This is a genomic window from Halomonas sp. H33-56 (genome assembly GCF_040147035.1).
Taxonomy (GTDB): domain Bacteria; phylum Pseudomonadota; class Gammaproteobacteria; order Pseudomonadales; family Halomonadaceae; genus Halomonas; species Halomonas litopenaei.
The window spans coordinates 1,226,813-1,251,091 of sequence record NZ_JAMSHP010000001.1; the positions used below are offsets into that span (position 1 = coordinate 1,226,813).

Here is a 24,279-nt window from a genome sequence, read left to right on the forward strand (position 1 = left end):
GGTAACGGGGCGGATGACCGGGGTGCGGCAAAACACCCGCTACCGGCCATAATAAAAGATTCAGATAATGGGGATCTTTGTGCCGCTTCGGGATCGTGTGTCCCGACGGCCTACCGCCAGGGACAGGGAGAAACGCATGTCAGATATCGTCCTCTACGTGATGATCTACGCGGCCGTGCTGTTGTCGATCTATCAGGTCTACTACATCTACTACGAGCAGCACTTTGCCGACTTCGAGAAGCGTCCCGGAATGGACGCCGAGGCGCTTGAGGAGCTGTCTCGGCTGGCCGAGCAGGCCAGGAATACCGGTGATCGCGAGGCCTTTGCCCGGGCGGTGAACGAGCGCTTCGATGGCCGCGTCGACCCCAGGGTAGCGCTGGCGGCCTTTTCTCGGGACGACGAGCCGGTCAATGCCGCCATGCTGCTACGCCGGCGTCGCCAGATCGTCACCAATGGGCGCATCATGGTCCGCCATCTGGCCAGCTGGACGACCCGCCCGCCGAGCCGGGACCTGCGTGGCACCCTGATCATCGTGATCATCGCGCTGTGCCTGTCGGTACTGGGGCTGGGTGGGCTCAGCGTCTATACCATCGGCTATCAACTGGGCTCACCGGCGTTCGCCTGGGCCAACGATCCCGCCGTCCTGCTTTCGTTGATCGCGCTGCTGATCGTCGCCACCCACCTGGTCTACAAGCTGGACGTCTACCTTCACGATCTCTACGAAATTGGCAGGCTGAATCCGCACTTTCGCTAGGGCTTGTCTGAAAAGTGCCTGCGCTCGGTAGTACGGCGTTAAAAATCGGATCAAAATGCTCATTTACACCCCGTAAACTGCGCTTTTTCACCGATTTTTGCCTTGTCTAACCTTCGCTCGTCGACTTTTCGGACAGCGCCTAGGTGGTGACGGTACTGCAGCGGCACGTCCAGGCTTCAGTCGCTGGTTCGCAGATAGGCGTGTCGGTCGTCTGTATTGGCTAGATGGTTGCCTTGCCTGGGTGCGTCGACCAAGCGCCAGATATTGAGGCCCCGCTTAGGCGGGGCCTTTTTGTGCAATGTGCCTGCGTCAGGCTTGTGCGCCCCTGAATCGTTGGCGGAAGGCGCGTTGCCGCTTCAGGAAGGCGCTGGAGGTTGAAAGTGGTAAGACCACATGGCTGGCACCAAAGTCGCCTTTTGCAGCCCAGACCTGACGACTATGGTTCAAGGCATTGACGAGAAAGCGTCGGATTTCGCGGAAACTGGCAATAAGAAGGGCGGCGATCAGCATTGTCGTGACCGGCGAGAGTCGCTGTTGATGTGCGTCAGGTGAAATGGTCGAGAAGTGGTCTTGAAGGCTCTTAAGAGGTAAGACCAGTTGGATGGGAGGATGACCAATGTTGGACAGCGCGATCCGTGAGGGCGAGTCGGTCAACGGCTATCAAAGAGTGTTCGAGGTCTTTCGTGAACGCGTCCTCAATGGCGAGTGGCGGCCTGGCGATCGTTTGCCCAGCGAGCGTGAATTGGCTCTGGAGCTCAAGGTAGGCCGACCGCTGTTGCGTGAGGTGATGCGCTCGCTGGAGATGCTCGGGGTCCTCGACATCCGTCACGGCAAGGGCGCCTATGTGGCCAAGGCCGACTTCAAGGTGTTGTCGGATTTCTTCGCCTTTTACCTGGCTCAGGAGAAAAACGCCCTCGACGACGTCATGCAGGCCCGGATAGCCATCGAGTGTCAGGCGGTGCGACTGGCCTGTGATCGCGCTACCGATAACGACATCGCCCGCATAGAGACCTGCTTCAAGCAGTTGATGGCCACGCTTGAGGATCCCGAGCAGGGCGGGCGCGCCGACTACCAGTTTCATCTTGCCATCGTCGAGGCCAGCCATTGTCAGTCGCTGATGACCTTGTACCACGCGATTTCCGCGCTGTTGCTCAAGAGCCACGTCCAGCGTCGACAGATCACCCTTGGTTCGGACGAGGTGATCGAGGCGCATATCGATTCTCACCGACAGGTGTTCCTGGCCATCGTCGAAGGCGACGGTGACAAGGCCAACCAGCGCCTGCGCGAGCATTTTTCCATCGGCGACGAACTGCGCCGCAAGAGCATCATCGCCGCCTATACCCAGGAAGCCGAAGCAGGCCTTGGCCGACGTTGAGCGCCAGCCATCGTCATGGCGCCGCGTCAGTCTGTTGCCAGGAAGGTGACGACGCACCATCGATACCGAAGTACGACAACGACAATACAACGCTACGAGAGGTGAGCCTGATGAATTTCAAGACCGCTGCGACCCTTGCCACTCAGGGGGTGGCCCTGAGCCTCGCGATCAGCCTTTCGGCTGCAAGCGCTTCTGCCGAAACGATTCGCTATGCCCATGTCGGGGCTGAAGGCGATCTGCAGACACGTTATGCCAGCGAGGCGGCAGAGGCCATCGCCGAGGCCTCCAATGGCGAGTTGGAGATCCAGGTTTATCCGGCCAGTCAGTTAGGTGGCGTTGCCGAAATGGTGGATGGTGTGCGCATGGGCTCCATCGGTATGGGACATCATGACTTCGCGTCCCTTGCGCGTATCGTTCCCGAGGCGGCGGTGTTCAACGCCCCCTATATCTATCGCGATGCGGCCCACGCCCTGGCCGCCACCGATCCCGAGACACCCGCGGTCAAGGAGATCAACGAACGGTTGATCGAGGACGGTGGGGTGCGCATCGTCGGGCGCATCTATCGCGGTGCACGGCATGTATCGTCCAACTTCGAAGTCAAGTCGCCGGCCGACCTCAAGGACAAGCCCTTCCGGGCGGTTCCGCTGGATCTGTGGATCTCCATGGTCAAGGGTTTTGGCGCCAACCCGACGCCGGTGGCGGTGTCGGAATTGCCGACCGCGCTGATGACCGGTCTGGTGGTTGGGCAGGAAAACCCGCTGACCATGATCGCCGCCAACAAGCTCGATGAAGTGCAGTCCCACGTGGCCCTGACCGGACATATGCACTCGGTGCTGGCCGTCTTCATCAACGAGGATGTCTGGCAGGGACTGTCCGATGACCAGCGTTCTGCAATCACCGAGGTCCTCGACGACAAGGCCGATGAGTCGCTCGAGTGGGCTCAATCGTCCGAAGATGCCCTGGTGGAAGAGCTCAGAGGCCGTGGCATGACGGTGATCACCGCCGACGACGGCCTCGATCTCGATGCCTTCCGTGAGCAGGTCAGCGCGCAGATCAGTGCCGACTTTCCCTCCTTTGACAGCTATGTCGAGCAGATCGCCAAGGTCGATTGAACCGGCAAGCATCGTCAGCGATGGGCGGGGCGACGCCCCGTCCATCGAGAGGAAATAAGGAGAACGCCGTGTCCGGCTTGAAGCGTTTCTGGCAGGGGCTTTGTGCGCTGCTGCTGGTCGGCATCGTGGTAGTGCCACTGTCGCAGGTGGTAATGCGTGATCTCTTCCTGTCACCGCTGGTCGGGGCCGAGGAACTGACGCGCTTTCTGCTGGTGTGTCTGGTCTTCGCCAGCTATCCGCTGGTAGTAGGCCACGGCGAGAACATCGGCATGAGTGAGCTCCGCGATATGCTGACCGGCCGGCCTCGTCGTCTGCTCGATACCACCATTTTCGTGGCGTCGGCGGTGGCCAGCGGTGTGGTGGCGTTCGCTACCATCACGACCATCGCCGATAACCTCAACAATGCCACCCCGACCCTCAAGATTCCGTTCTGGATCTTCCTGGGATCTACCGCTATCGGCTTCGCGGTGGCGGCACTGCAGCATGTGATACGGCTGCGTGGCCAGTCCGCGACTGCATCTCATGACGATCCGCCGGAGGTTTCCTGATGGGACTGGCCTTGATCGTTGCCTTTCTGGTGCTGTTTCTGCTGGGCTTTCCGGTGGTCTACGCCATCCTGTTGCCGGCTATCGCCTATGTGGTGGTGGAGGGCTTTCCGCTGGGGCTGCTGGGGCAGCGTGTCACCTACGCGCTGGACAGTTTTCCGCTGGTGGCGGTGCCAATCTTCATCTTTGTCGGCAACCTGATGAACCTCTCCGGTGTCACCGACCGCATCTTTCGCTTCGCCGACACCCTGGTGGGGCGAGCCCCGGGAGGCTTGGCCCAGGTCAACATCTTTTCCAGCCTGATCTTCTCGGGAATGTCCGGGGCGGCGCTGGCCGACGTGGGTGGGCTTGGCAAGATCGAGATCGAAGCCATGCGCAAGCGCGGCTTCAAGGCACCCTTTGCCGCGGCGGTGACCGCATCCTCTGCGGTGGTCGGGCCGATCTTTCCGCCGAGCATTCCGCTGATCGTCTACGGCTCGGTGACCAGCGTCTCGATCATTCAGTTGCTGATTGCGGGTATCGTGCCGGCACTGATCTGTGTCGCACTGCTGATGATTACCGCCGCAGTGCTGGCACTGCGCTCCGACATGCCACGCTCTGCTCGCTGGCCGACGGCCAGGGAGGTCGTCACGTCGCTGCTGCCTGCACTGCCGGCGCTACTGGCACCAGTGCTGATGATCGCCGGCATGATGCTGGGACTGTTTACCCCCACCGAGGCGGCGGCGGTGACCGCAGCCTATGTGGTGCTGATCAGTGGCATGATCTACAAGGAGCTTACCTGGGCCCATCTGTGGTCCGCGCTGCAGGCGACGCTGCGCAGTACCAGCGCGATCCTGATCATCGTTGCTGCGGCTTCGCTGTTTGGCTGGATCCTGGCGGTGGAGCAGATACCCCAGAGCTTTGCGGCCTTTATTTTGCAGATATCCACAGATCCGTTGGTACTGCTGTTGATTGCCAACCTGATCTTCTTCGTGGTGGGCATGTTTCTGGATTCCACTACCGCGACCCTGCTGGTGGTGCCGGTGATTGCCCCTCCGATGGTGCTGGCGGGTGTCGATCCCGTACATCTGGGGATTGTCGCCATCTTCAACCTGATGATCGGGCTGCTGACGCCACCCATGGGGCTGTCGCTTTACTTGATCTCATCGATTGCTCAGGTCAGCTTGCGGCAGTTGTTGAAGGCGTTGATTCCGTTCTACGTCCCGCTGTTCCTGACCCTTGCGATCATCACCTTTGCCTCCGATCTGGTGCTGTGGCTGCCGGGTCTGATGCGCTAACTTTCCCTTGCCAGCAATGGAGTTGTCATGAAACTCGTCATTGGTTCAGATCATGCGGGCTTTCCGCTGAAGGCCTCCGTCGTGGCCTTTGTCGAATCCCTCGGTCATGAGGTGCAGGATGTGGGCTCCTACGATGACCAGCCGGTCGACTTCCCCGATATCGCCAGAGAGGTGACCTCTCGTGTCACCTCCGGAGAGGTCGAGCGTGGACTGATGGTCTGTGGAACCGGAGTGGGCGCGGCCATCGCCGCCAACAAGGTCAGGGGAATTCGTGCCGCCGTGGGCCATGACGTGCACTCGGCGCACCAGTGTGTCGAGCATGACGACGTCAATGTGCTGTGTATCGGCGCACAGATCGTGGGCCCCTGGCTTGCCAATGATCTGATCAAGGCTTTTCTGGAGGCGGAGTTCTCCAGTGATGAAGAGTACCGCCGGCGGGTGGAGAAACTCCACGCCATGGAAGGTGGACAGGGGCCGGTCGAGGGCTAGACCGAGGGTCAGGTCGAGAGCGGCGTGGCCGATTCAGGGTGATGTGATGGCCGAACCGGAATACCAGCAACCGCCCTCATGGAGACAGCCAAAATACGATCCTCGAAAATATGACCACGGGTGCACCGATGCCGGCGGCTACATCAGCCGTCTTCCAGCACCACCAGGCCGTAGCTGCCGAGCTCCGGCAGTCCGCCTGCACTGGTGCGCAGGGATAGACCACCATCCTCGGCGACATCGAAGGCCATCACCTGGCCGGTGTTGCCGACCAGCTGATAGAGGGTGTCGCCGTCGGGGCTCAGCGCCATGTCCGAGAAGAACAGCAATTCGCCGTCGTCCTTGTAGGCGGTAGCATCCTCGAGGGCGATGCTGCCGTTCGGTTTGACGCTGTAGCGGCTGATGGAACTCGACAGGGCGTTGGCGGTGTAGAGAGTGTCGCCGTCGGCGTTCAGCGCGACCCAGCAGTTGGCGATCTCTCCTCCTTCCATGGCAGCGCCGGTCAGGGCGTCGGCGGTCTTCAGGGTGAGTCCGCCATGATCATCCAGCACATAGCTCGAGACCGAGCTGGTCTGCCAGCTGTAGAGCGGGCTCTGGGGTACCTTGTCGGCCTCCTCACGCAGGCCGAACTCCGGCGTCAGGAAGCGTGCCTCCGACATCAGCAGGGTCTCGCCCTGGTCCCCCTGGCCGATGGCGAAGCCCACCGGTATGGCGTGGAAGCGTTCGGCCGGCGCACGCGGGCTGTCCACGCTGGCGATCGGATCGGCGGACAGACCATCGTCACTGACCGCAAAGCTGTGAATCTTGCCGGTCACCAGCTCGTTGACGATGACGAAGGCTCCGGAACGCGAGAAGGCGATGGTCGAGGGGCGGGCGCCCAGGTCGCGCCGGCTGCCCTGGATCGCGATCAGTCCTTCGGGGGTGTGGCGATACAGCGCGATGGAGCCGGCCTGGTTGCTGTCACCCACGCTGGCGGAGGCGACGAGGTGGCCGTGGATGGCGACAGAAATCGGGAAACGGTCCGAGGCCGTCACGCTGTTGACGGCCTGAAGGCTGCCGTCGGGGGCGCGGTTCATCAGGCTGAGGGTACCGTCGCCTGGGTTGACCGCCACCATCCAGCCGCCGTCCGCGGAGGCCGCGATGGCGTTGGCGGAGATCAGGGGGTCATCGCCGTTGGCCAGCGGGTGGTCAGGGTTCTTCTCCAGAGCCGGAATCTCCAGATCACCGGTACCAAGGCCCCCGGTGGGATACTCGGAGGCTAGGGAAAGCGTGCCGTCATCGTCGGCATGGAAGGCGGCGACCGAGTTGCCTTCGGTCTTGTTGGTGACCACGTAGATCGTTTCTGCCGCCAGGCAGGTGGACAGCGGGGCAAGTGTCAGCAGCATCAGGGTGGGCAGGCGTAGCGTCATGGGCGGGGCTCTCCATGGGAAGGGACTCTCGATAGCTGTCTCTTACCTTAGGGCAGTCCTGCAGCGGTGCTCTTCATGGCTGTGCCTTGCCACAACACGGCCGGAAAAAAGGTCGATGCGATGCCTCGATGCGCGATCTTGCAAGGTTTGTGGTGCGCCAAAGAAGAGCGCCGACATCCCGGGATGTCGGCGCTGTGGGCAGGGGCTGTAAACCGCGACGCTCTGATCGGAGGCGCCGCGGTCAGCGCTCAGTTTTCCTTGAGCTCCAGGTCCGGTACTTCGACCTTGAACAGGCGGGTCAGATAGAGCAGGTAGGCAAAGCCGACGGCGACCCAGGTGAGTCCCACCTGGAAGGTGTTGAGCGACAGACTCGACCACAGCCAGATAGTCAACAGGAAGCCGACGCTTGGCATGACGCCGTAGCGCAGCAGGTTCTTGGGTTGCATCAGGTGCTCATCCACCAGGTAGTGCTTGATCACAGAAAGGTTGACGAAGGAGAAGGCGACCAGAGCACCGAAGCTGATCATGGTGGCGGCCAGCTCCAGGCTGATGACCAGCGCCATCAGCGAGATGGCGCCGACGATCAACGTCGACCCCAGCGGGGTGCCGTAGCGCTGGCTGAGCTTGCCGAAGACCTTGGGCAGGACCTGGTCGCGGCCCATGGCGAACAGGATCCGGGAGACGCTGGCCTGGGCGGCCATGGCCGAGGCGAAGCAGCCTGCTACATATGCAGCGGTGAAGAAGGCGACCAAAAAGCCCCCGCCGGCGCGGCGCATCACGTCCACCGCGGCCGAGTCGGCGCTGCCGAAGTTGTGATAGTCGGGAAACACCAGATGCCCGACCCAGGAGGCCAGAATGAACAGGCCGCCGCCGATCAGGGTGCACAGCATGATGGCGCGGGGGATGTCACGCTTGGGCTCGCGAGTTTCCTCGCACAGGGTAGAGACGGCGTCAAAGCCAAGAAACGACAGGCACAGGATGGCGGCACCACCGACGATGGTGGTCCACTGGAGCCCTTCGCTGTGGAAGGGCGCCAGCAGCGAGGGGGCTTCGCCACCGGCGATGACCTTCAGCGAGATGGCGATGAAAGTGGCCAGAAAGACGAACTGAAAGCCGATGATGATCAGATTCATCTTGGCCACCAGCTTGATGCCCAGGATGTTCAGTGCGGTCACGGCGACGATGGCTCCTACCACCCAGACGCCCTGATCGATGGCGGGGAAGACCTCCTTCATGTAGATCCCGATCACCAGGTAGTTGATCATCGGCAGGAAGATGTAGTCGAGCAGCAGCGCCCAGCCCACCATGAAGCCCACACGGCCACCGAAGGCGCGGCGTGTGTAGGTGTAGGCGGAGCCGGCGGTAGGGTAGTGCTCGACCATCTTGCCGTAGCTGTAGGCGGTGAAGAACATCGCCGCCAGGGTGATGACGTAGGCCATGGGCACATGGCCGCCGGTGGTTTCGGTGACCACGCCGTAGGTGGTGAATACGGTCAGGGGCACCATGTAGGCGAGGCCGAAGAACACCAGGGCGGGCAGGCCCAGGATGCGCTTGAGGCCGCTGTCCTGGCCGTCGGGGGCCTCGGGGAGGCTGGAACGTCGTTGTTGTGTCATGGGTCGGTTCCTGTTGTTGCTGTTGTTGTTCTGAGCGCGGCTCAGGGCGTGGTCTACCGCCCGTTTCAGGTTGCCGTCGTCGATGCGGTCTGGTGGCTGCGTCGGGGGAGACGTTTCGCCGAGCCGTGCACGGTCCCCGTGGCAAACCAGTATGGGAAACCGGCGGTGCTCGCGTGGCGCTGACGCCCGTCCGGGACAAGCGACCTACTGATGTCGTACGGGGCGTCGAGCGTTTTCGTCGAATCGGTCGTGCCTTGTGCCTTGTGCCTTGTGTCTTGTGCCGTGTGCCGGGGCTCAGGCGTTGTCGAAGCCCTTGAGCACGTTGATCGCATTGACCCCGATTTCTTCCACCGCGTAGCCGCCTTCCATCACGAATAGTGTGGGCAGACCGATGCGCTTGAGGCGGGCGCCGATGTCCAGGTAGTCGTCGCTTTGCAGGGTGAAGGAGCTGATCGGATCGTTCTCGAAGGTGTCGACCCCGAGGGCGATGATCAGCATGTCCGGGGCGAAGTCCCTGACGCGCGCGATGGCGTCATCCAGCGCCTGCGCCCAACGGGCGTAGTCGGTGCCGCTGGGCAGGGGGTAGTTGACGTTGTAGCCCTCGCCCTCACCTCGTCCGGTCTCGTTGGCGAAGCCGAGAAAGTAGGGGAACTCGTCCATGGGGTCGCCGTGCAGCGAGAGAGTGAGCACGTCGCTGCGCTCGTAGAAGATGTCCTGGGTGCCGTTGCCGTGGTGGAAGTCGATGTCGAGGATGGCGACCCGCTGGTGGCCCCGGTCCAGTGCCCGCTGGGCGGATACCGCCACATTGTTGATGAAGCAGTAACCGCCGTACTGGTCCCGCGCGGCGTGATGGCCGGGCGGTCGGCACAGGGCGAAGGCTGGCGCGCCGCTGTCGAGCACCTGGTCCACGGCGGTCAGGGCGATGTCCTTGCTGAGCAGGGCCGCCTCGAAGGTGTCTGCGTTCAGCGAGGTTTCTCCGGCCAGGGCGTAGTAGCCAAGGCGGCCCTCGATATGGCGGGGTATGGGGCCGCCGGGCATCCGCCGTGTCGGCCAGATATTGGGAATCGCTTCGCCTTCGTAACCGGCCGCCTGCCAGTCGCGCCAGGCAACCCGCAGAAAGTCGATGTAGTCCGCGTCATGGATGGCCAGCACCGGCTCCAGTCCATGCTCGTCGGGGCCGCGGATCTCGCCGATGGACTCGGTCCTGGCGCGTTCGATGATGTAGTCCACCCGCTCGGGACACTCGAAGGGCGCGACCAGTTGGCCGGCAAACAGCTCGGTGAGAGTGCGACGGTCGCGGGTGGCGTCGCTATGAACGATCAACATGGCGGTGTCTCCTTTGGCAGTTCCGGGGCAAGGTGACGAGTGTGCGGCCTGCATCGCGGCTGTCGCTGTCTACTCGATCACGGCGGCAAAACGGTCGTTGAGTCGGCTCAGCGCCGGGCCGATCAGCGGCAGGTGGCGCTCACGCGACGCCAGGGCCTCCTCGGTGGCGTAGCTCAGGGTGATGGTCTGGGCGCCCAGCCAGCGCAGGGGTTCGGGCTCCCAGCGACGAACCACCTGGTCCAGTGCACAGCCATCGAAGGCCCAGGGGGCCCGTGTCAGCGGTGTGTCCTGTCCACAGAGCATCTCTGCCAGGGTGCGCGCCATCAGGTGGCTGGCGGCGACGCCTTCGCCGGCATAGCCGCCGGCGGTGGCGATGCCGGCTCGCCGATCGACGAGGGCGTGGGGGCGAAAGCTGCGCGAGAGGCCCAGGGTGCCGCCCCAGCCGTGGCTGATATCGACCTCGCCGAGGTCGGGAAACAGATCCTGGAGCAGCGCCTTGCGCATCTGGATGTCGCCCTGGGTGATGGAGGCCTGGTGACGCGGACGGGCGTTGAAGCGGTAGCGACCCCTGGCGCCGAAGATCAGGCGACCGTCGCGGCTGCGATGGCCGTAGTTGATCAACCGGCTGGCGTCGGCGAAGGTCGGTCGCTGTGCCAGGCCGATAGCGTCCCACTGGCTCTGACTCAAGGGCTCGGTGGCGATCACCAGGCTGGAGACCGGGACCAGGTGGGGACGCAGCTGGGGCAGGGTGTTGTAGCCTTCGGTGGCCATCACGATCATCGGTGCGCGGATGCTGCCCTGGGGCGTGGTCACCTTGCCGGCGTCGATGCTCGTCGCCGGGCTTTGTTCGTAAAGCCTGACCTGCATGGCCGCGAGTCGCGCGACCAGCCCATCGATCAGCTTGCCGGGGTGCAGCGTGGCGACCTGACGATGAAAGATGCCACCGAAGGGGCGGCGGAAGCGGGCCCGGTCGCTGAGTTCGTCGGCGGACAGCCAGCGGCAGTCATGCTGGCGATGGCCGAGTTCCAGCAGGTGTGCGAGGTAGTCCCGCTGGAGCGCCTCCTGGGCCGGGTAGCGGGCCGCCGCGTAGAGTGCCCCGCCCTTGTGGAAGTCGGCGTCGATGGCTTCCTGCGAGAGGGTCGCGCCGATCTCGTCGACATTGGCGGACAAAAGCTCGCACAGCGCCTGGCGCCGGGCCAGGGACAGGCCCTTCAGGTGCCGCTCGAGGCCCGCCAGGTTGCCCACCACCCAGCCTCCGTTTCGCCCGGAGGCTCCGTGGCCGAAGCGCCTGGCCTCGAGCACCCGGATGTCTTTCTCCGGGGCCAGGCGCTTGAGGTGATAGGCGGTCCACAGGCCGGTGAAGCCACCGCCGACAATGACCACGTCTGCCTGTTCATCCCCGGTCTGTTCATCGATAGCCTGTTTATCCCCGGTCTGTTCACCGATGGCCTGTTCATCGATGGCCTGTTTATCAATGGAGAGGGGGGCGAGTGGGACTCGCCCGTTGTCTCGGTGTGACCAGAAGATGGCGTCGTTGGACGGTGCTTTCGTCATCACATGAATCCCAGTACCAGATAGAGGGCGGCGGCCAGCAAGCCGGCCAGGGCCGCGTAGGGCAGTTGGGTAAAGGCGTGCTGGAAGGGCGTGCAGCCGCTGGCTTGGGCCGTCAGCACCGTGGCGTCCGAATAGAAGCAGGCGTGGCTGCCGAAGGTGCTGGCCGAGAGGGTGGCACCGATCACCAGCGTCATGTCGGCGCCCAGATTGTGGCCCAGGGTGGTGACGATGGGCAGGATGATCACGAACACGCCCCAGTTGGAACCGGTGGCGAAGGAGACGAAGCCCATCAGCGCAAAGATGATGAAGGGCAGGATCTGGGCGTTGATCAGCGGTTCGACCGTGGTGATGATGTACTCGTTGAGTCCCAGGGTGGTGTTGACGTCATTGAACATGAAGGCCGCCACCAGCACCGCCAGGGCATCCAGCATCGACTTGAAGCCCTCCAGAATGTTGTCGAAGGTCTCGCCGGGGGTCAGCTTCTTCAGGCCGATGAAGGCCACGATCATGCCGGCCAGGGTCACGAAGATGCCCATCAGGAAATCGAGATCGAAGTACCAGGTGAAGAAGGCCAGCGACATCATCGGCAGCAGGAACATCCAGACGCTGCTGCGTGTCTGGTCCTTGGCCGCCAGGTGGGCGATCTCTTCATCGATGTGCTCGGCGCCGGGCGGCACGCAGCGACCCTCGAGCTGGGCGCGCTGCTCGGCGCGCTTCATCGGGCCGAACAGCGGAATCTTGCCGTAGGCGACCAGCGGCACCATGGCCACCGCGATCCACGGATAGAACATGAAGGGGATGGCCTGGATATAGGTCCAGACTCCCTGGCCGTCGGCGGCCAGGCCGTTCTTTTCGATCAGCGCGCCGAAGAACACCGCCCAGGTCGAGATCGGGATCAGTACGCTGATCGGTGCGGCGGTGGAGTCGATGACGTAGGCCAGCATCTCTCGCGACGTCTTGAAGCGGTCCGTCACCTGACGCATCGAGGTGCCGACCGCCAGGGAGTTGAGGTAGTCGTCGACGAACAGCACGATGCCCATGAACCAGCAGCCGAGCAGCGCCCGGGGCTTGCTGGTGATGTAGCGCAACAGGCTTTCGGCGAAGGAACGCGAGGCGCCGGATTTCAGCAGCAGCGCAATGATCGAGCCCATCAGCCCGCATACCGCGATCACCCAGGCCACGTCCTCGTCGGTCAGGACGTTGAGCAGGCTCTCGGAAAGGGTGGACAGGGCGCTGGTCGGCTCGATCAACAGGGTGCCGACGAAGGCGCCGGCCACCAGCGGCTCGAGCGCGCGACGGCTCCACAGTGCCAGCAGCAGTACAACGGCGGTGGGCAGCAGCACCAGCCAGCCGCCTGCGGGGAAAAACGCTTCCATGGATGTCCTCCTGGACGATCATTGTTGTTGGTGAAGCGACCTGGCGATGGCCGTGGGTCGCGTCGATCAGGAGCGTGGCGTGACAGCTATTGGTTGTCGTTGATGTTGTCGTTGGCGTCGTTGATGGTGAAAGGTCCGGTCGATATCGAGCTGCCGACGGCGAGTCGGCGGCGGACGCTCAGCGCAGTTTTTCGCGCAACTGGTAGTACCACATGCCCGCGGCCAACAGGCCGTTGCCGAGGCGCTCGCTGACCGGGATGCGCCAGTGGCGCATGTCGGCGAACAGGTCGAACTCCTCCAGCTGACCGCTGACCGCCCTGGCCATGATGTTGCCAACGATATGCGAGGTGGCGATGCCGTGGCCCGAGTAGCCCTGGGCGTAGAAGACGTTGGGTGACAGCTTGCCGAGCTGAGGGATGCGGTTGATCACGATGCCCGCCTTGCCCTGCCACTGGTAGTCGAGCGCGATGCCCTTGAGCTGCGGGAAGGTGTGTTCGAGCCGGGGGCGCAGTTCGGCGCCGATATCCGCTGAGTCCTGGCCGGAATAGTTGGCGCCGCCACCGAACAGCAGGCGACCGTCGGCGGTCAGGCGGTAGTAGTCGAGCACGAAGCGGGTGTCGTAGACCGCCAGGTCCTGGGGATTGATCGCGGCCTGCTGCTCCCGGCTCAGCGGGGCGGTGGTGACGATGCCGAGAGAGGCGGGGAACAGCTTGCCCTTGAGCGCCTTGCGCTCCAGCCGGTGATAGGCGTTGCCGGCCAGCACCACGCTGTCGGCGTGGATCTGGCCACGCTCGGTGACGACACAGGGGGTAGCGCCGTGGCGAATCTCGGTGACCCGGGTGTCCTCGAACAGCAAGCCGCCCAGGTCCTCAAGGGCGCGGGCCTCGCCAAGACACAGGTTCAGCGGGTGCAGGTGCATGTTGTAGTCGTTGCGCACCGCGCCATGGTAGAGCTCGGTGCCCACCAGTTCGCGCGTCTGATCGGCGTCCAGCAAACTCAGGTGCCGGGCGATCTCGTGGCCCTGGGCCGCTTCGACGTCGCGCTTAAGCTCGGCCATGTGGCTCGGTCGGTAGGCGGCGTGCAGGTGGCCGAACTTCAGGTCACAGGCGATGGCGTACTTGTCGACACGCTGACGCAGAATGTGGTGGCCTCGCCAGCGAAGATCCCAGACGAAGTTCTCGGCTGCCTCTCGCCCTAGCGGGCCGGAGAGCTGCTTGAGCATGGCATCCTGCCCCGACAGGCTGCCGGTGACCTGACCGCCATTGCGACCGCTGGCCCCCCAGCCGATCCGGTTGGCCTCGACCAGCGCTACCCGGTAGCCACGCTCGGCGAGTTCCAGCGCGGTGTTGACGCCGGTGAAGCCGCCTCCGATCACCGCAACGTCGACCCGATGCTCGCCCTCGAGCCTGGGGTATTCGGCTTCTTCGTGGATGGTCGCGGCGTAGTAGGACGCGCAGCGCGGTTCGCTCATGACGACTCCCGAAACGATGGCAGCTTGTTATTGGTGTGATCACATGTTGTGATCACACTAGCAGGGCTTGCAGATGCGCACAAGATGCGAATTCGACCCTGGGCGGCCCAGGCTGCGGCGTCTCGGCGTGGGCTATCGTCATCGAGATGGGCTAGTCTTGACGCCAGACGCAGGTAGATATAGCCGTGATGGTGGCAGGCCAGCGGCCTGTCGGGTTTTCCGCCGATGGTGACAGACGAGCGGTCGACGGGCGGCCGGCAAAAGAAGCAAAAGGGGAGTGATAGAAAAGTTATAGTGGGTTGGCGTGAGGAGTGAAGTGGAGAAAGGAATGGCGAGGGGAATGGCGAGGGGAATGGAGAAGGGAATAGAGAGCGGAATGGCAGAAAGGAATGGAGAGCGGAATGGAGAAGGGAATAAAGAGCGGAATGGCTGAGAGGAATGGACAGAGGAGTGACAAGGAAGCGCAATGACCGACGTTCATACTGACAATAGCGATGACGCCATGGTCGCGCCGATCGGCACGGAACCATCGCCTCCGCCCTACCTGCCGGATACCGCCTCGACCCGAATTCACCGGGACCTGAGGCGTCGTCTGTGCGAAGGGGCCTTCAGTCCGGGCGAGGTGCTTTCGATCCGCGGCATCGCCGCCTGCTATGACACCAGCGCCATGCCTGCTCGGGAGGCGCTGCGCTGGCTGGTGAGCGAGGGGGCTCTGCAGTTTGTCGACAGCCGCAAGATCATCGTGCCGCACTTGAGCCGGGAGCGCTTCACCGAGGTGCTGTTCGCCCGCAGGCGGCTGGAAACCGAGTTGGCCCGGCAAGCCTTTACCGCGATCGAGCACCAGCACATCGACGCCCTGGAGGCGTTGGACGATGGCATCAATCGTGCCATCGAAGCTGCTGATCTCAAGAGCTATATGCGTGGCAACCACGCCTTTCACTTTCTGATCTACCGGCTGAGCGGCTCGACGGTATTGCTGCCGCTGGTCGAGCAGCTATGGCAGCAATACGGTCCCAGCATGGGCTTTATCTGCACGCGTTGGGGCGGCTCCGCCATCGCCGACGATCACCATCGTGAGATTACCCAGGCGCTGCGCCGGGGGGACAGGGACGCCTTCTGTCGCGCGGTGACCGCCGACATCGAGCAGGGAATGCGGCTGCTGGACGACTACTACGCCTCGTCGAAGTGATTTCTGGGCTATCTTGATGACGTCCGGCGCCAGTCCTTCGGACCGCCGACCCGAGCATCGAAAGAACGTCGTTGAGTCATCAGGAAAAGCTCATGCAAATCTACCCTTACCTGTTTTTCGACGGCCAGTGTGAAGAGGCCCTGGCGTTCTATGCCGAGCTGATGAACGGCCGAGTGAGCGAGCTTCATCGCTACAGGGACATGCCCGCCGATGCACCTGATGCTGGATGCGGGGAAGCGGGCACACCGTCACCAGAGCACATCATGCATATGCAGATCGAGGTGGCGGGTCATGTGCTGATGGGGTCGGACGCCTCTGGGGAGGCGCCTCAGGGCTTTTCTCTGGCGCTGTCAGTGGACACGCGCGAAGAAGCCGAACGGCTTTGTTCCGGGCTTGCTGAAGGTGGAGAGATCATGTTGCCCCTGTCGGAAACCTTCTGGGCCGAGCGCTTTGCCCTGGTGAAGGATCGCTTCGGCGTCGCCTGGATGGTCATGTATGAAGGCGCACGTGGCGGCTGAATACCGGTGCGTCTTGATGCAGGGCGTCCAGCGGAGCCGGAGGATTCCCAGGCGGCATTCGCAAGCGGGGGCAAGGAGCACGACAAGCGCTCAAGCATGGGCGGCGAATAGCGACAAGAGAAGGAGGATGGGGGCAAGGATGGAATTTTCAGATGTCAGGGGGCCCTATATCAGCGAGCCGCAGATGCTGCCGGGCTTCGGTGAGAAGAGTGGTATCTACAAGGTCGCTGCCGCTGAGCCTCAATGGCTGTCCCGACTGGGGCTTTCCAATGACAGCCAGGCCAATCAGGTCGACCACGGTGGGGTGGACCGCGCCCTGTGTCACTACTGCGCCGATCACTATCCCCGCTGGAGCGAGCGCTATCCCGACGCCGGTGTGGTGCTGGAGGCCGGCGTGCTGGGTGAGAATATTGCGAGCCAAGGGGCCGATGAGCGCGAGGTGCGTATCGGTGACGTCTATCGCATCGGCGAAGCGCTGGTGCAGGTGACCCAGCCCAGGCAACCCTGCGCCAAGGTCGATGCCCGTACCGGCCAGCCGGGGCTGGCGCGGGCCTTTATGCAGGAGGCCCGGATGGGCTGGCTCTACCGCGTGCTGGAGGAAGGATGGATTGCGCCGGGGCCTGTCATCGAGGTGGTCGAGCGCGGTGATGAAAGGTGGAGCGTGGAGGCCTGCTGGCGGGTGCTGGAAGACCGCAGGGCGCCCCTGGATACCATGGCCGAATTGCACGGTGTCGAAGCCCTGGCGCAACACTGGAAGGACCAGTTGGTCCGGCGCATGGACTATTGGCGCGGGCGCGCCTGAGGACGGCAGGCGGGTGAATACCACGCGCTGTAGGGTGCTGCTGCGCCTGGCACCGAACCGACTGAGCCTGTCTTCTCTACACCTGTCTCTCGTGTGCCCCTGTCTCCTCTGGCTCTGTCTCCTCTGCCCCAGTCTCCTGGGCTGAAACGACAAGGCCCTGCTGTGTCGCAGCAGGGCCTTGTTGCAGGGCCTTGTTGCAGGGCCTTGTCGTGATCAACCGCAGCGGAGCATCAGATGTCGCTGTCGGCGGCCAGGTCGTTGGCCAGCGCCACTTCGGAGCCGGGCTTGGCGGTCTGAAGCGCGGCCAGGGTGGGGCCGGTTTCCTGCTGGAAGGAGGCCAGCGCCTGACCGGACAGGCTCTGGTTTTCCGGAAGGGCCACGCGCATCGCATTGACCTGATTGTTGTTGACCATGACCTCGTAGTGCAGGTGAGGTCCGGTGCTGCGACCGGTGTTACCCGACAGGGCGATCCGTTCGCCCATGGTCACGCGCTGTCCGGTGCTGACCAGCGGGCGCGACAGGTGCAGGTAGCGTGTCTTGTAGCCATTGTCGTGACGAATCACGATATAGCGACCCGCCGCCGGGTGGTTGCCGACCTTTTCCACGCGACCATTGGCCGGGGTCTCGATGCCGGTGCCGATCGGCACGGCGAAGTCCGTGCCCTTGTGCGGGCTGACGCGGCCGGTGATCGGATGGCGGCGGTTGAGGTTGAAGTTGGAGCTGATGCGGTAGCTGCCGGAGAACGGGTAGCGGTTGAAGGCCGGGTCGAGGCTCTGGCCTTCGGGGGTGTAGAAGTTGTTGTCCTCGGGATTGCGCACCAGCGTCAGGTCCATGCGCTCGCCGTCGTAGGACACCGCCAGCACGCGGGGGTCCAGGCGCTGGCCGTCGATGATGTCGGACTCGACCAGTACCCGGAAGCTGTCTCCGCGACGGGTGTCGCGGCGAAAGTCGAGCTTCTTCTCGAGCACCCGTGCCATCTCCGAGACTTCGGCACGGCTCAGGCCTGCGGCCTCGGCGGAGCGAGCGAAGCTGCCGCTCACGGTGCCGGCGTAAAGGCGTTGTGAGGCTTCGCCGGCACGCTCGATGGTCGCCACGTCAAAGCCTGAATCCTGGCGTTCGATCAGGTAGCCGTCGCGCACGTTCTTCATGATGCGCAGCGCCAGCAGTCGACCGTCCTCGCCAAGCTGATACTCGAAGGTGTTACCGACGCGCCAGCGGGTCAGCACGTTCTGGTCGGGCAGGTCCTCGAGCAGCGCCATGACCTCGCTGTAGCCCAGCCCCAGGGTCTTTTCGGCCATTTCGGCGAAGGTGTCGCCCTGCTGGACGCGATAGGTCTGCCAGGTCGGGACGAACGGCTCGTTGGCCGCAATCTCTTCCTCGAGCACGATCGGGCCTTCATCGAACAGTTCGAGCTCGTCTTCGCTGACATCCTCATAGGAAGTGGCGTCGCTGGCGACGTCCAGTGACTGCTGCTCCAGCAGCCCACTGGCCACGGTGCCGAGCACCACGGCGATATGCAGGGAGCCTTCGTCGAGCTTGAAGGCGGGCGGCTGCGGATTGCCGTCCAACGCAACTGGCGCCGCGGTGGATGAATCAGCGGCGCCAGGAAGCGTGCGAGAGGATTGTAAGGTAAGAGGAGGTAGTCCCGACGATGAACGCATGGCGTTCTCGAACTTGACGTCGGCGTGGGCCTCGTCGACGAAGTCGATGTCGACGATTTCGCTGGCCTTGAGCTGGGAAATCGGGATGTGCTGGCTGGTGGCATCCAGCGCCAGGTCGATGGCTTCGGCGACCTGGGTTCGCTCGAAGTTCAGCGATGGCAGTTCCGGCGAGGCAGACTCTCCTAGCGGAACCAGAACTGACTCCAGCGATTCATTGCCTCGCTGAACGTCTTCGTAGGTGGTGACAATCTTGTGGGCGCCCAGCACGGTGACCATGGTGGCAACGGGTAACAGCAGCAGCTTGTGCGTGCGGGGCAGCGAATGGAGGATTCGCATCATGGTAAAAGGGCCATAGAAAAATTGATGAAGGTAAATATATAGGCTATTGCACCATACCCCATGAAGTATGGTATGCCTAGACTGTATGGCCATACAGCGGATGGCGCATCGCCCGGTGGTTTATGTGACCGGGGGCGCCAGGAATGGATGAAGCTGTGACAAAACCCTGTTCGAACGCTGTTTATTAACTGTTGTTCATTGGACCCTTAGCGTTGAACAAATGCAACCCCCCGGTAAGTCGTAGTGCTTTCTACTCCCCCTGAAGGACGATAAGTCTCATTTTGTTGATATAAGTCCAATGACTGGCCAGGCGCCGTACAAGGCCTCGCGCGGGAGGGGCGTATCGTGATTTTCATCGATGCGACTTTCATCGATGCCAAGTCGTGTCATTGGCGCCGTCGGCTGGCATGCTCAATGGATATCGTCAAAAGGATTCAAGCATGTCGCGTGTCACGCTCGCACAGTGGCAGATGCTGGCCGCCGTGGTCGATCACGGTGGCTTTGCCAGGGCCGCCGAAGCCGTTCACAAGAGCCCTTCGACCCTCAACCATGCAGTGCACAAGCTGGAGGAGCAGTTGGGGGTCAAGGTGCTGGAACCGGTGGGGCGGCAGGTTCGGCTTACCGAGGAAGGGGCCTTGCTGCTGCGCCGTGCCCGCCAGTTGCTGGAGAGCTCCGACGCGCTCGTGGATATCGCCGCTCGACTGCGGGAAGGCCTGGAGGCCGAGGTGGTGCTGAGCATCGACCAGATCTTTCCCTCGAACGTACTGGCCAAGGCGATGGAAGCTTTCTCCAGCGCTCTTCCGCAAGTCAGGCTGCAATTGCACGAGTCGGTACTCAATGGTGGTGTGGAAATGCTCGAGGATGGCCGAGCCGACCTGGTGGTGTCAGGGGTGACCACGTCAGGCTACCTGGGCGAACCCCTGGTCAGCGTGCCTTTTATCGCGGTCGCTCACCCGGACCACCCTCTACATGCCATGAGCAGGCCGCTGGACCTCAGGGATCTGGAGCACCATCGCCAGGTCGTGGTGAGGGACTCGTCGCAAAGGGCGTCGCGCGATTCGGGCTGGCTCAAGGCCGAGCAGCGCTGGACCGTCAGCCATATCGCCACCTCGGTAGAGATGCTCGAGCACGGGCTGGGGTTTGCCTGGTTGCCCAAGACCCGCATTCGCGACCAACTGGCCAGTGGCCGGCTCAAGCCATTGCCGCTGCAGGCCGGCGGTACGCGTGAGGTGCCCATCCAGCTGTATCATCGCGACGCCGACCGGGCGGGACCCGCCACCAGGGCCATGGCGGAGCATCTGCGTCAGGCTGTCCGGGACTGCAGTTGCTGAGGTCTGGGCACATCGGAGGCAATGGGTTCGAAAGAATCGAAAGGTTGGCGGCAAAATGTGCGCTTGTAGTCGATTCTTTCCACCGTATGCTGGGCTCTCCAAGGCGCTTCACGGGAGAGACCGTATGGGACTGTTAATCGATGGGGTCTGGCACGACCAGTGGTACGACACCGAGAGTACCGGCGGCGAGTTCGTGCGAGAGTCCGCCCAGTTGCGAGACTGGGTCAGCGCCGATGGCGCGCCGGGCCCCGATGGCCAGCCAGGCATCAAGGCCGAGGCGGGACGTTTTCACCTGTACGTGTGTCTGGCCTGTCCCTGGGCCCATCGCACCTTGATCATGCGCCGACTCAAGGGGCTTGACGCGCTGATCGACGTCTCCCACACCAGTCCGCTGATGGGCGACAAGGGCTGGAGCTACAACGAGGCCGAAGGCTCCAGTGGTGACTCGATCAACGGCGTGAGCTTTCATCATGAGCTCTACACCCTGACCGACCCTCACTACACCGGTCGGGTGACCGTCCCGGCGCTGTGGGACAAGCAGCGCAAGCGCATCGTCAACAACGAGTCGGCCGAACTGGTCAGAATGTTCAACTCGGCCTTCGACGAGCTGACCGGCAATCGTCTCGACTTCTATCCCGAGTTCCTGCGCCAGACCATCGACGAGATCAACGCCGACGTCTACGACAACATCAACAATGGTGTCTACAAGGCGGGCTTTGCCTCCGATCAGGCGGTTTACGAACGTCACGTCTCGGCGCTGTTCGCCTGTCTCGACAGGCTCGAGGCGAGGCTTGCCAATCATCGCTATCTGGCCGGAGCCTGGCTGACCGAGGCCGATATTCGTCTGTTCACCACCCTGGTGCGTTTCGATGCCGTCTACCATGGCCACTTCAAGTGCAACCTCTATCGCATCGAGGACTATCCCAATCTGTCGCACTACCTGCGCGAGCTCTACCAGTGGCCGGGTGTCGCCGAGACCGTGGACCTGGATCATATCCAGCGCCACTACTATATGAGCCACGACACCATCAATCCCAACGCCATCGTGCCGTTGGGGCCTGTGCTGAGACTGGATCGGGACCACGACAGAGAGCGTCTGGCCTCAGAAGGCGTCTACCAGGGCTGAGTCAGACGCTGGCGGAGAGGATCCGCTGGTGAGCCGTGGGTGGGGGAGGGGACCGGCTCGTGAGCCGGTCCGGGCGGCTCGATCAGCGTGCGTGCCTGGCCAGCCAGCGATCGAGGGCGTTGGCAAACTCCCGTCGATCACTGTCCGAGTAGCCCTTGGGGCCGCCGGTGTGCTCGCCGCTGGCACGCAGCGTCTCCATGAAGTCGCGCATCTGCACGCGTGCCTTGATGTTGTTGCGATCCAGGGTCTCGCCTCTGTTGGTCATTACCATGGCCCCCTTGTCCAGCGCCTCCAGTGCCAGCGGTAGATCGGCGGTGACCAGCAGGTCACCGGGTGCGATGCGGCTGACGATCTCGTTGTCGGCGGCGTCGAAGCCGTGGCTCACCGCCATGGCCTTGACCCACTTCGAACTGGGCAACGGGATCTGGTGGTTGGCGACGAACCAGGTCTGGGTGGTGGTGCGTTCGGCGGCGCGGACGATGATGTCGCGAGCGACTCTGGGGCAGGCGTCGGCGTCGACCCATAGTTGGGGCATTGGTGTCTCCGGTGCAGAAAAAGGGGGCTCGATCATAAAAGGGCTGGTCAGAGCCACGAGTCGATGGTAGCATGCGCCCTCCTCGCATGTGTTGACCCCACCATCATGACGCAGCGACCTCCGACGCCCAAGCGGCCTCGAGAGTTCAAACAGATGCTGCAACGCGCAAGACGCGTTCGAATTGTGAAGATGGAGCACCCGACGTCGATCCCGACGCCCGCGGTGCAAACGGTCGCCACGATGGCTCCACGCAGTTGCGTGAGCCGATGCCAGGTGCGACCGGCGTCCCCGACTCCGAATGTTGACAACAGACTTGTTGACCTTGCTCTACCACGAGTAGAGCGACGTATTTCTGTTCGCCCCGAATACGGGCGCGTCAGGGACGCCAACCACGTTATTTTGCCGGTAACCCCGGCCTACCAAGGTGTGATTCATGACCTCGACGACTGTCGCTTCACCGTCTTTTGGTGATCTGGCCCTGCTGCCTGCCGTTCTCTCCGCCATCGAGACCCTGGGCTACGAGACTCCCTCGCCCATTCAGGCGCAGACCATTCCAGCCCTGCTGGAAGGCCGCGACATGCTGGGCCAGGCCCAGACCGGCACCGGCAAGACCGCTGCCTTCGCGCTCCCCATCTTGTCTCGTATTGAACTCGATCGGCGTGAGCCCCAGGTGCTGGTGCTGGCGCCGACCCGCGAGCTGGCTCAGCAGGTAGCCGTCTCCTTCAGCAAGTACGGCCAGAACCTCAAGGGTCTGGAAGTCGCCACCCTGTGCGGCGGCCAGGAATACCGTGAGCAGCTCAGCGCGCTGCGTCGTGGCGCCCAGGTAGTGGTCGGTACCCCCGGCCGCGTCATCGATCACCTGGATCGTGGCAGCCTCAAGCTTTCCGGCCTCAACGCTCTGGTGCTGGACGAAGCCGACGAGATGCTGCGCATGGGCTTCATCGACGACGTCAAGCGTGTTGTCGCCGATACCCCCGAGAACGCCCAGCGTGTGTTCTTCTCGGCGACCCTGCCCACCGAGATCGAGCGCATCGTCAATCGCTACCTGGTGGATCCGGTCAAGGTCGCCATCGAGGCGCGTACCACCACCGCCGAGAGCATCGAACAGCGCCTGGTGCGCGTCGATGGTGGCGCCAAGCTGGAAGCGCTGTCGCGCATCCTTGAAGTCGAGCCGGTGGACGCCGCCATCGTGTTCGTGCGCACCCGTGCCGCCTGTACCACTCTGATGGAGCAGCTGTCTGCGCGTGGCGTCAATGTCGCCAGCCTGTCCGGTGATCTGGACCAGAGCCTGCGCGAGCGCACCATCACTCGCCTCAAGCGCGCCAAGGTCGATGTGCTGATCGCCACCGACGTGGCCGCTCGTGGTCTCGACGTGCCGCGCATCACCCACGTCATCAACTATGATCTGCCCCAGGATGCCGAGGCTTACACCCACCGCATCGGCCGTACCGGCCGTGCCGGCCGCAACGGTGTGGCGATCACCTTCGCCGGCTTCCGTGAAGGCCGCAAGGTAGGTTGGCTCGAGCAGGCCACCGGCCAGAAGATGGCGGTCATGGAGCTGCCCGACGAGGCCGCCATTCGTGCCCACCGCGACAACGTCTTCCATCAGCGCGTGATCGCCTCCGTCACCAAGGGTGCCGAAGAGCAGCGTGCTCTGGTCGAGCGTCTGGTCGAGGAAGGCTACGATCCCATCGAGCTGGCCTGTGCCTTCTCCGCCATGGCGCGCGCCGACGAGGCACCCATCGGTCGCCTGCAGGCGCCGCGCAAGGAGCGCAATGACCGCGCCCCGCGTGACGGCAAGCCGCAGCGTCGCCGCGAGAGCCGTGGACCCAGCGAAGGCATGACCCGCTACCGCGTCTCCGTCGGCCACAAGGATGGCGTCAAGCCTGGCCAACTGGTCGGAGCCCTGGCCAACGAAGGTGGTATCGAAGGCGCCCGTATCGGCCGCATCGACATCCGTAACGGCTTCTCCACCGTGGAGCTGCCCAATGGTCTGCCGGCCAGCATCCTGGCCAAGATGGCACGTGCCCGTGTGGCCGGTCGTCCGCTGGAAATCAGCGAAGACCGTGGCGGTGATCGCGCTGAGCGTGGTGGCGAGCGCAGCGGCGAGCGTGCTCCCCGTCGTCGTCGCGATGACGAGGCGCCTGTGCGTCGCCAGTCGCGCGCCTGATCGAGGTGCCAGGGGCCTGAGCCGACAGCTTGTACAAGGCCCCTGTTGATCCGATGACGCATCGGATCACGACAAGGCAAGTTTCGTGAACGGGCCGGTGGATATCCACCGGCCCGTTTGCGTGTGCATGTTTCGCTGGCTTCCTGGGCGTTGGCTCCCGGGGATCGGGCCCGATGTTCATCCCATTCCCTTGCATGTCGACTTTCTCCCCGCCTGACCTACGTCAACCTCTGACCCGATGCTGCCGCTCCTGATGGTCGAAGCACGACATAATGTTGCAAAGTGTAACATCCAGGTGCGGTGACAGGGT

General features: G+C 63.2%; 21 protein-coding genes. 12 read left to right on the forward strand and 9 right to left on the reverse strand.

Annotation, left to right across the window (positions count from 1 at the left end; all coding sequences use genetic code 11):
- Positions 1-136 precede the first annotated feature (136 nt).
- Positions 137-754 carry a carbon starvation CstA 5TM domain-containing protein gene (locus tag NFH98_RS05485; RefSeq protein WP_185696363.1) on the forward strand — a complete coding sequence of 206 codons (618 nt, stop codon included), beginning with the start codon at positions 137-139 and terminating at the stop codon, positions 752-754.
- 309 nt (positions 755-1,063) lie between these two features.
- Here the strand turns inward: NFH98_RS05485 and NFH98_RS05490 are convergent, their stop codons facing one another.
- On the reverse strand, positions 1,064-1,264 hold the full coding sequence (locus NFH98_RS05490; protein WP_124802512.1) for a hypothetical protein: 201 nt from the start codon (positions 1,262-1,264) through the stop codon (positions 1,064-1,066).
- A gap of 106 nt (positions 1,265-1,370) precedes the next feature.
- Between NFH98_RS05490 and NFH98_RS05495 the strand changes: the two genes are divergently transcribed.
- The 5 genes from NFH98_RS05495 to rpiB all read left to right on the forward strand — a co-directional run bounded on the left by NFH98_RS05495 (position 1,371) and on the right by rpiB (position 5,552).
- On the forward strand, positions 1,371-2,129 hold the full coding sequence (locus NFH98_RS05495) for a FadR/GntR family transcriptional regulator (RefSeq protein ID WP_124802510.1): 759 nt from the start codon (positions 1,371-1,373) through the stop codon (positions 2,127-2,129).
- Between the two features lie 110 nt (positions 2,130-2,239).
- On the forward strand, positions 2,240-3,241 hold the full coding sequence (locus NFH98_RS05500; RefSeq protein ID WP_124802508.1) for a TRAP transporter substrate-binding protein: 1,002 nt from the start codon (positions 2,240-2,242) through the stop codon (positions 3,239-3,241).
- Between the two features lie 68 nt (positions 3,242-3,309).
- On the forward strand, positions 3,310-3,789 hold the full coding sequence (locus tag NFH98_RS05505) for a TRAP transporter small permease (RefSeq protein WP_221621127.1): 480 nt from the start codon (positions 3,310-3,312) through the stop codon (positions 3,787-3,789).
- A complete protein-coding gene (locus NFH98_RS05510; protein ID WP_124802504.1) occupies positions 3,789-5,063 on the forward strand; it encodes a TRAP transporter large permease in 1,275 nt (424 codons plus the stop codon). Before NFH98_RS05505 ends, NFH98_RS05510 begins: the two co-directional genes overlap by 1 nt.
- Before the next feature lie 27 nt (positions 5,064-5,090).
- A complete protein-coding gene (gene rpiB, locus NFH98_RS05515; RefSeq protein ID WP_124802502.1) occupies positions 5,091-5,552 on the forward strand; it encodes a ribose 5-phosphate isomerase B in 462 nt (153 codons plus the stop codon).
- Positions 5,553-5,695: 143 nt separating this feature from the next.
- Here rpiB and NFH98_RS05520 read toward each other — a convergent pair whose 3' ends face one another.
- From NFH98_RS05520 to NFH98_RS05545, 6 genes are all read right to left on the reverse strand, one after another.
- The gene (locus NFH98_RS05520) at positions 5,696-6,958 is read right to left on the reverse strand and encodes a lactonase family protein (protein WP_124802500.1); all 1,263 of its coding nucleotides are present in this window, start codon (positions 6,956-6,958) and stop codon (positions 5,696-5,698) included.
- A gap of 248 nt (positions 6,959-7,206) precedes the next feature.
- Entirely contained in the window at positions 7,207-8,571 is a 1,365-nt protein-coding gene (locus NFH98_RS05525; RefSeq protein WP_045991889.1) for an APC family permease, read from the reverse strand.
- Positions 8,572-8,865: 294 nt separating this feature from the next.
- Positions 8,866-9,897, reverse strand: a complete 1,032-nt coding sequence (locus tag NFH98_RS05530) for a histone deacetylase family protein (protein WP_108131523.1) — start codon at positions 9,895-9,897, stop codon at positions 8,866-8,868.
- 69 nt (positions 9,898-9,966) lie between these two features.
- A complete protein-coding gene (locus NFH98_RS05535) occupies positions 9,967-11,451 on the reverse strand; it encodes an NAD(P)/FAD-dependent oxidoreductase (protein ID WP_124802496.1) in 1,485 nt (494 codons plus the stop codon).
- Positions 11,451-12,827, reverse strand: coding sequence for a Na+/H+ antiporter NhaC family protein (locus NFH98_RS05540; RefSeq protein ID WP_045991891.1), 1,377 nt, complete (start codon positions 12,825-12,827; stop codon positions 11,451-11,453). The genes NFH98_RS05535 and NFH98_RS05540 overlap by 1 nt, the downstream gene beginning before the upstream one ends.
- Before the next feature lie 178 nt (positions 12,828-13,005).
- Entirely contained in the window at positions 13,006-14,298 is a 1,293-nt protein-coding gene (locus tag NFH98_RS05545) for an NAD(P)/FAD-dependent oxidoreductase (protein WP_108449707.1), read from the reverse strand.
- Between the two features lie 466 nt (positions 14,299-14,764).
- Here NFH98_RS05545 and NFH98_RS05550 point away from each other — a divergent pair, with 466 nt between their 5' ends.
- From NFH98_RS05550 to NFH98_RS05560, 3 genes are all read left to right on the forward strand, one after another.
- Positions 14,765-15,487: a GntR family transcriptional regulator gene (locus NFH98_RS05550; protein ID WP_108449706.1), complete on the forward strand. Its 723-nt coding sequence runs from the start codon at positions 14,765-14,767 to the stop codon at positions 15,485-15,487.
- A 71-nt stretch (positions 15,488-15,558) separates the two neighbouring features.
- A complete protein-coding gene (locus tag NFH98_RS05555; protein ID WP_124802494.1) occupies positions 15,559-16,005 on the forward strand; it encodes a VOC family protein in 447 nt (148 codons plus the stop codon).
- A gap of 139 nt (positions 16,006-16,144) precedes the next feature.
- Positions 16,145-16,807, forward strand: a complete 663-nt coding sequence (locus tag NFH98_RS05560; protein WP_162816517.1) for an MOSC domain-containing protein — start codon at positions 16,145-16,147, stop codon at positions 16,805-16,807.
- 230 nt (positions 16,808-17,037) lie between these two features.
- On the opposite strand, the gene NFH98_RS05565 is transcribed toward NFH98_RS05560, so the two are convergent.
- Complete coding sequence (locus NFH98_RS05565; RefSeq protein WP_108449703.1) at positions 17,038-18,807, reverse strand: peptidoglycan DD-metalloendopeptidase family protein; 1,770 nt, start codon at positions 18,805-18,807, stop codon at positions 17,038-17,040.
- 440 nt (positions 18,808-19,247) lie between these two features.
- Here NFH98_RS05565 and NFH98_RS05570 point away from each other — a divergent pair, with 440 nt between their 5' ends.
- A complete protein-coding gene (locus tag NFH98_RS05570; protein WP_045991896.1) occupies positions 19,248-20,138 on the forward strand; it encodes a LysR family transcriptional regulator in 891 nt (296 codons plus the stop codon).
- Between the two features lie 124 nt (positions 20,139-20,262).
- The gene (locus NFH98_RS05575; RefSeq protein ID WP_045991897.1) at positions 20,263-21,264 is read left to right on the forward strand and encodes a glutathione S-transferase family protein; all 1,002 of its coding nucleotides are present in this window, start codon (positions 20,263-20,265) and stop codon (positions 21,262-21,264) included.
- 82 nt (positions 21,265-21,346) lie between these two features.
- Here the strand turns inward: NFH98_RS05575 and NFH98_RS05580 are convergent, their stop codons facing one another.
- Positions 21,347-21,799, reverse strand: coding sequence for a YaiI/YqxD family protein (locus NFH98_RS05580; protein WP_045991898.1), 453 nt, complete (start codon positions 21,797-21,799; stop codon positions 21,347-21,349).
- Between the two features lie 433 nt (positions 21,800-22,232).
- On the opposite strand from NFH98_RS05580, the gene NFH98_RS05585 reads away from it, so the two are divergent.
- Positions 22,233-23,969, forward strand: coding sequence for a DEAD/DEAH box helicase (locus tag NFH98_RS05585; protein ID WP_045991899.1), 1,737 nt, complete (start codon positions 22,233-22,235; stop codon positions 23,967-23,969).
- Positions 23,970-24,279: the final 310 nt, after the last annotated feature.

Excerpts from the sequence above, each read along its gene's own strand:
- NFH98_RS05485 (WP_185696363.1), top strand. The coding sequence starts at position 137 with ATGTCAGATATCGTCCTCTACGTGATGATCTACGCGGCCGTGCTGTTG.
- NFH98_RS05490 (WP_124802512.1), bottom strand. The coding sequence starts at position 1,264 with ATGCTGATCGCCGCCCTTCTTATTGCCAGTTTCCGCGAAATCCGACGC.
- NFH98_RS05495 (WP_124802510.1), top strand. The coding sequence starts at position 1,371 with ATGTTGGACAGCGCGATCCGTGAGGGCGAGTCGGTCAACGGCTATCAA.
- NFH98_RS05500 (WP_124802508.1), top strand. The coding sequence starts at position 2,240 with ATGAATTTCAAGACCGCTGCGACCCTTGCCACTCAGGGGGTGGCCCTG.
- NFH98_RS05510 (WP_124802504.1), top strand. The coding sequence starts at position 3,789 with ATGGGACTGGCCTTGATCGTTGCCTTTCTGGTGCTGTTTCTGCTGGGC.
- rpiB (WP_124802502.1), top strand. The coding sequence starts at position 5,091 with ATGAAACTCGTCATTGGTTCAGATCATGCGGGCTTTCCGCTGAAGGCC.
- NFH98_RS05520 (WP_124802500.1), bottom strand. The coding sequence starts at position 6,958 with ATGACGCTACGCCTGCCCACCCTGATGCTGCTGACACTTGCCCCGCTG.
- NFH98_RS05525 (WP_045991889.1), bottom strand. The coding sequence starts at position 8,571 with ATGACACAACAACGACGTTCCAGCCTCCCCGAGGCCCCCGACGGCCAG.
- NFH98_RS05530 (WP_108131523.1), bottom strand. The coding sequence starts at position 9,897 with ATGTTGATCGTTCATAGCGACGCCACCCGCGACCGTCGCACTCTCACC.
- NFH98_RS05535 (WP_124802496.1), bottom strand. The coding sequence starts at position 11,451 with ATGACGAAAGCACCGTCCAACGACGCCATCTTCTGGTCACACCGAGAC.
- NFH98_RS05540 (WP_045991891.1), bottom strand. The coding sequence starts at position 12,827 with ATGGAAGCGTTTTTCCCCGCAGGCGGCTGGCTGGTGCTGCTGCCCACC.
- NFH98_RS05545 (WP_108449707.1), bottom strand. The coding sequence starts at position 14,298 with ATGAGCGAACCGCGCTGCGCGTCCTACTACGCCGCGACCATCCACGAA.
- NFH98_RS05550 (WP_108449706.1), top strand. The coding sequence starts at position 14,765 with ATGACCGACGTTCATACTGACAATAGCGATGACGCCATGGTCGCGCCG.
- NFH98_RS05560 (WP_162816517.1), top strand. The coding sequence starts at position 16,145 with ATGGAATTTTCAGATGTCAGGGGGCCCTATATCAGCGAGCCGCAGATG.
- NFH98_RS05565 (WP_108449703.1), bottom strand. The coding sequence starts at position 18,807 with ATGATGCGAATCCTCCATTCGCTGCCCCGCACGCACAAGCTGCTGCTG.
- NFH98_RS05570 (WP_045991896.1), top strand. The coding sequence starts at position 19,248 with ATGTCGCGTGTCACGCTCGCACAGTGGCAGATGCTGGCCGCCGTGGTC.
- NFH98_RS05575 (WP_045991897.1), top strand. The coding sequence starts at position 20,263 with ATGGGACTGTTAATCGATGGGGTCTGGCACGACCAGTGGTACGACACC.
- NFH98_RS05580 (WP_045991898.1), bottom strand. The coding sequence starts at position 21,799 with ATGCCCCAACTATGGGTCGACGCCGACGCCTGCCCCAGAGTCGCTCGC.
- NFH98_RS05585 (WP_045991899.1), top strand. The coding sequence starts at position 22,233 with ATGACCTCGACGACTGTCGCTTCACCGTCTTTTGGTGATCTGGCCCTG.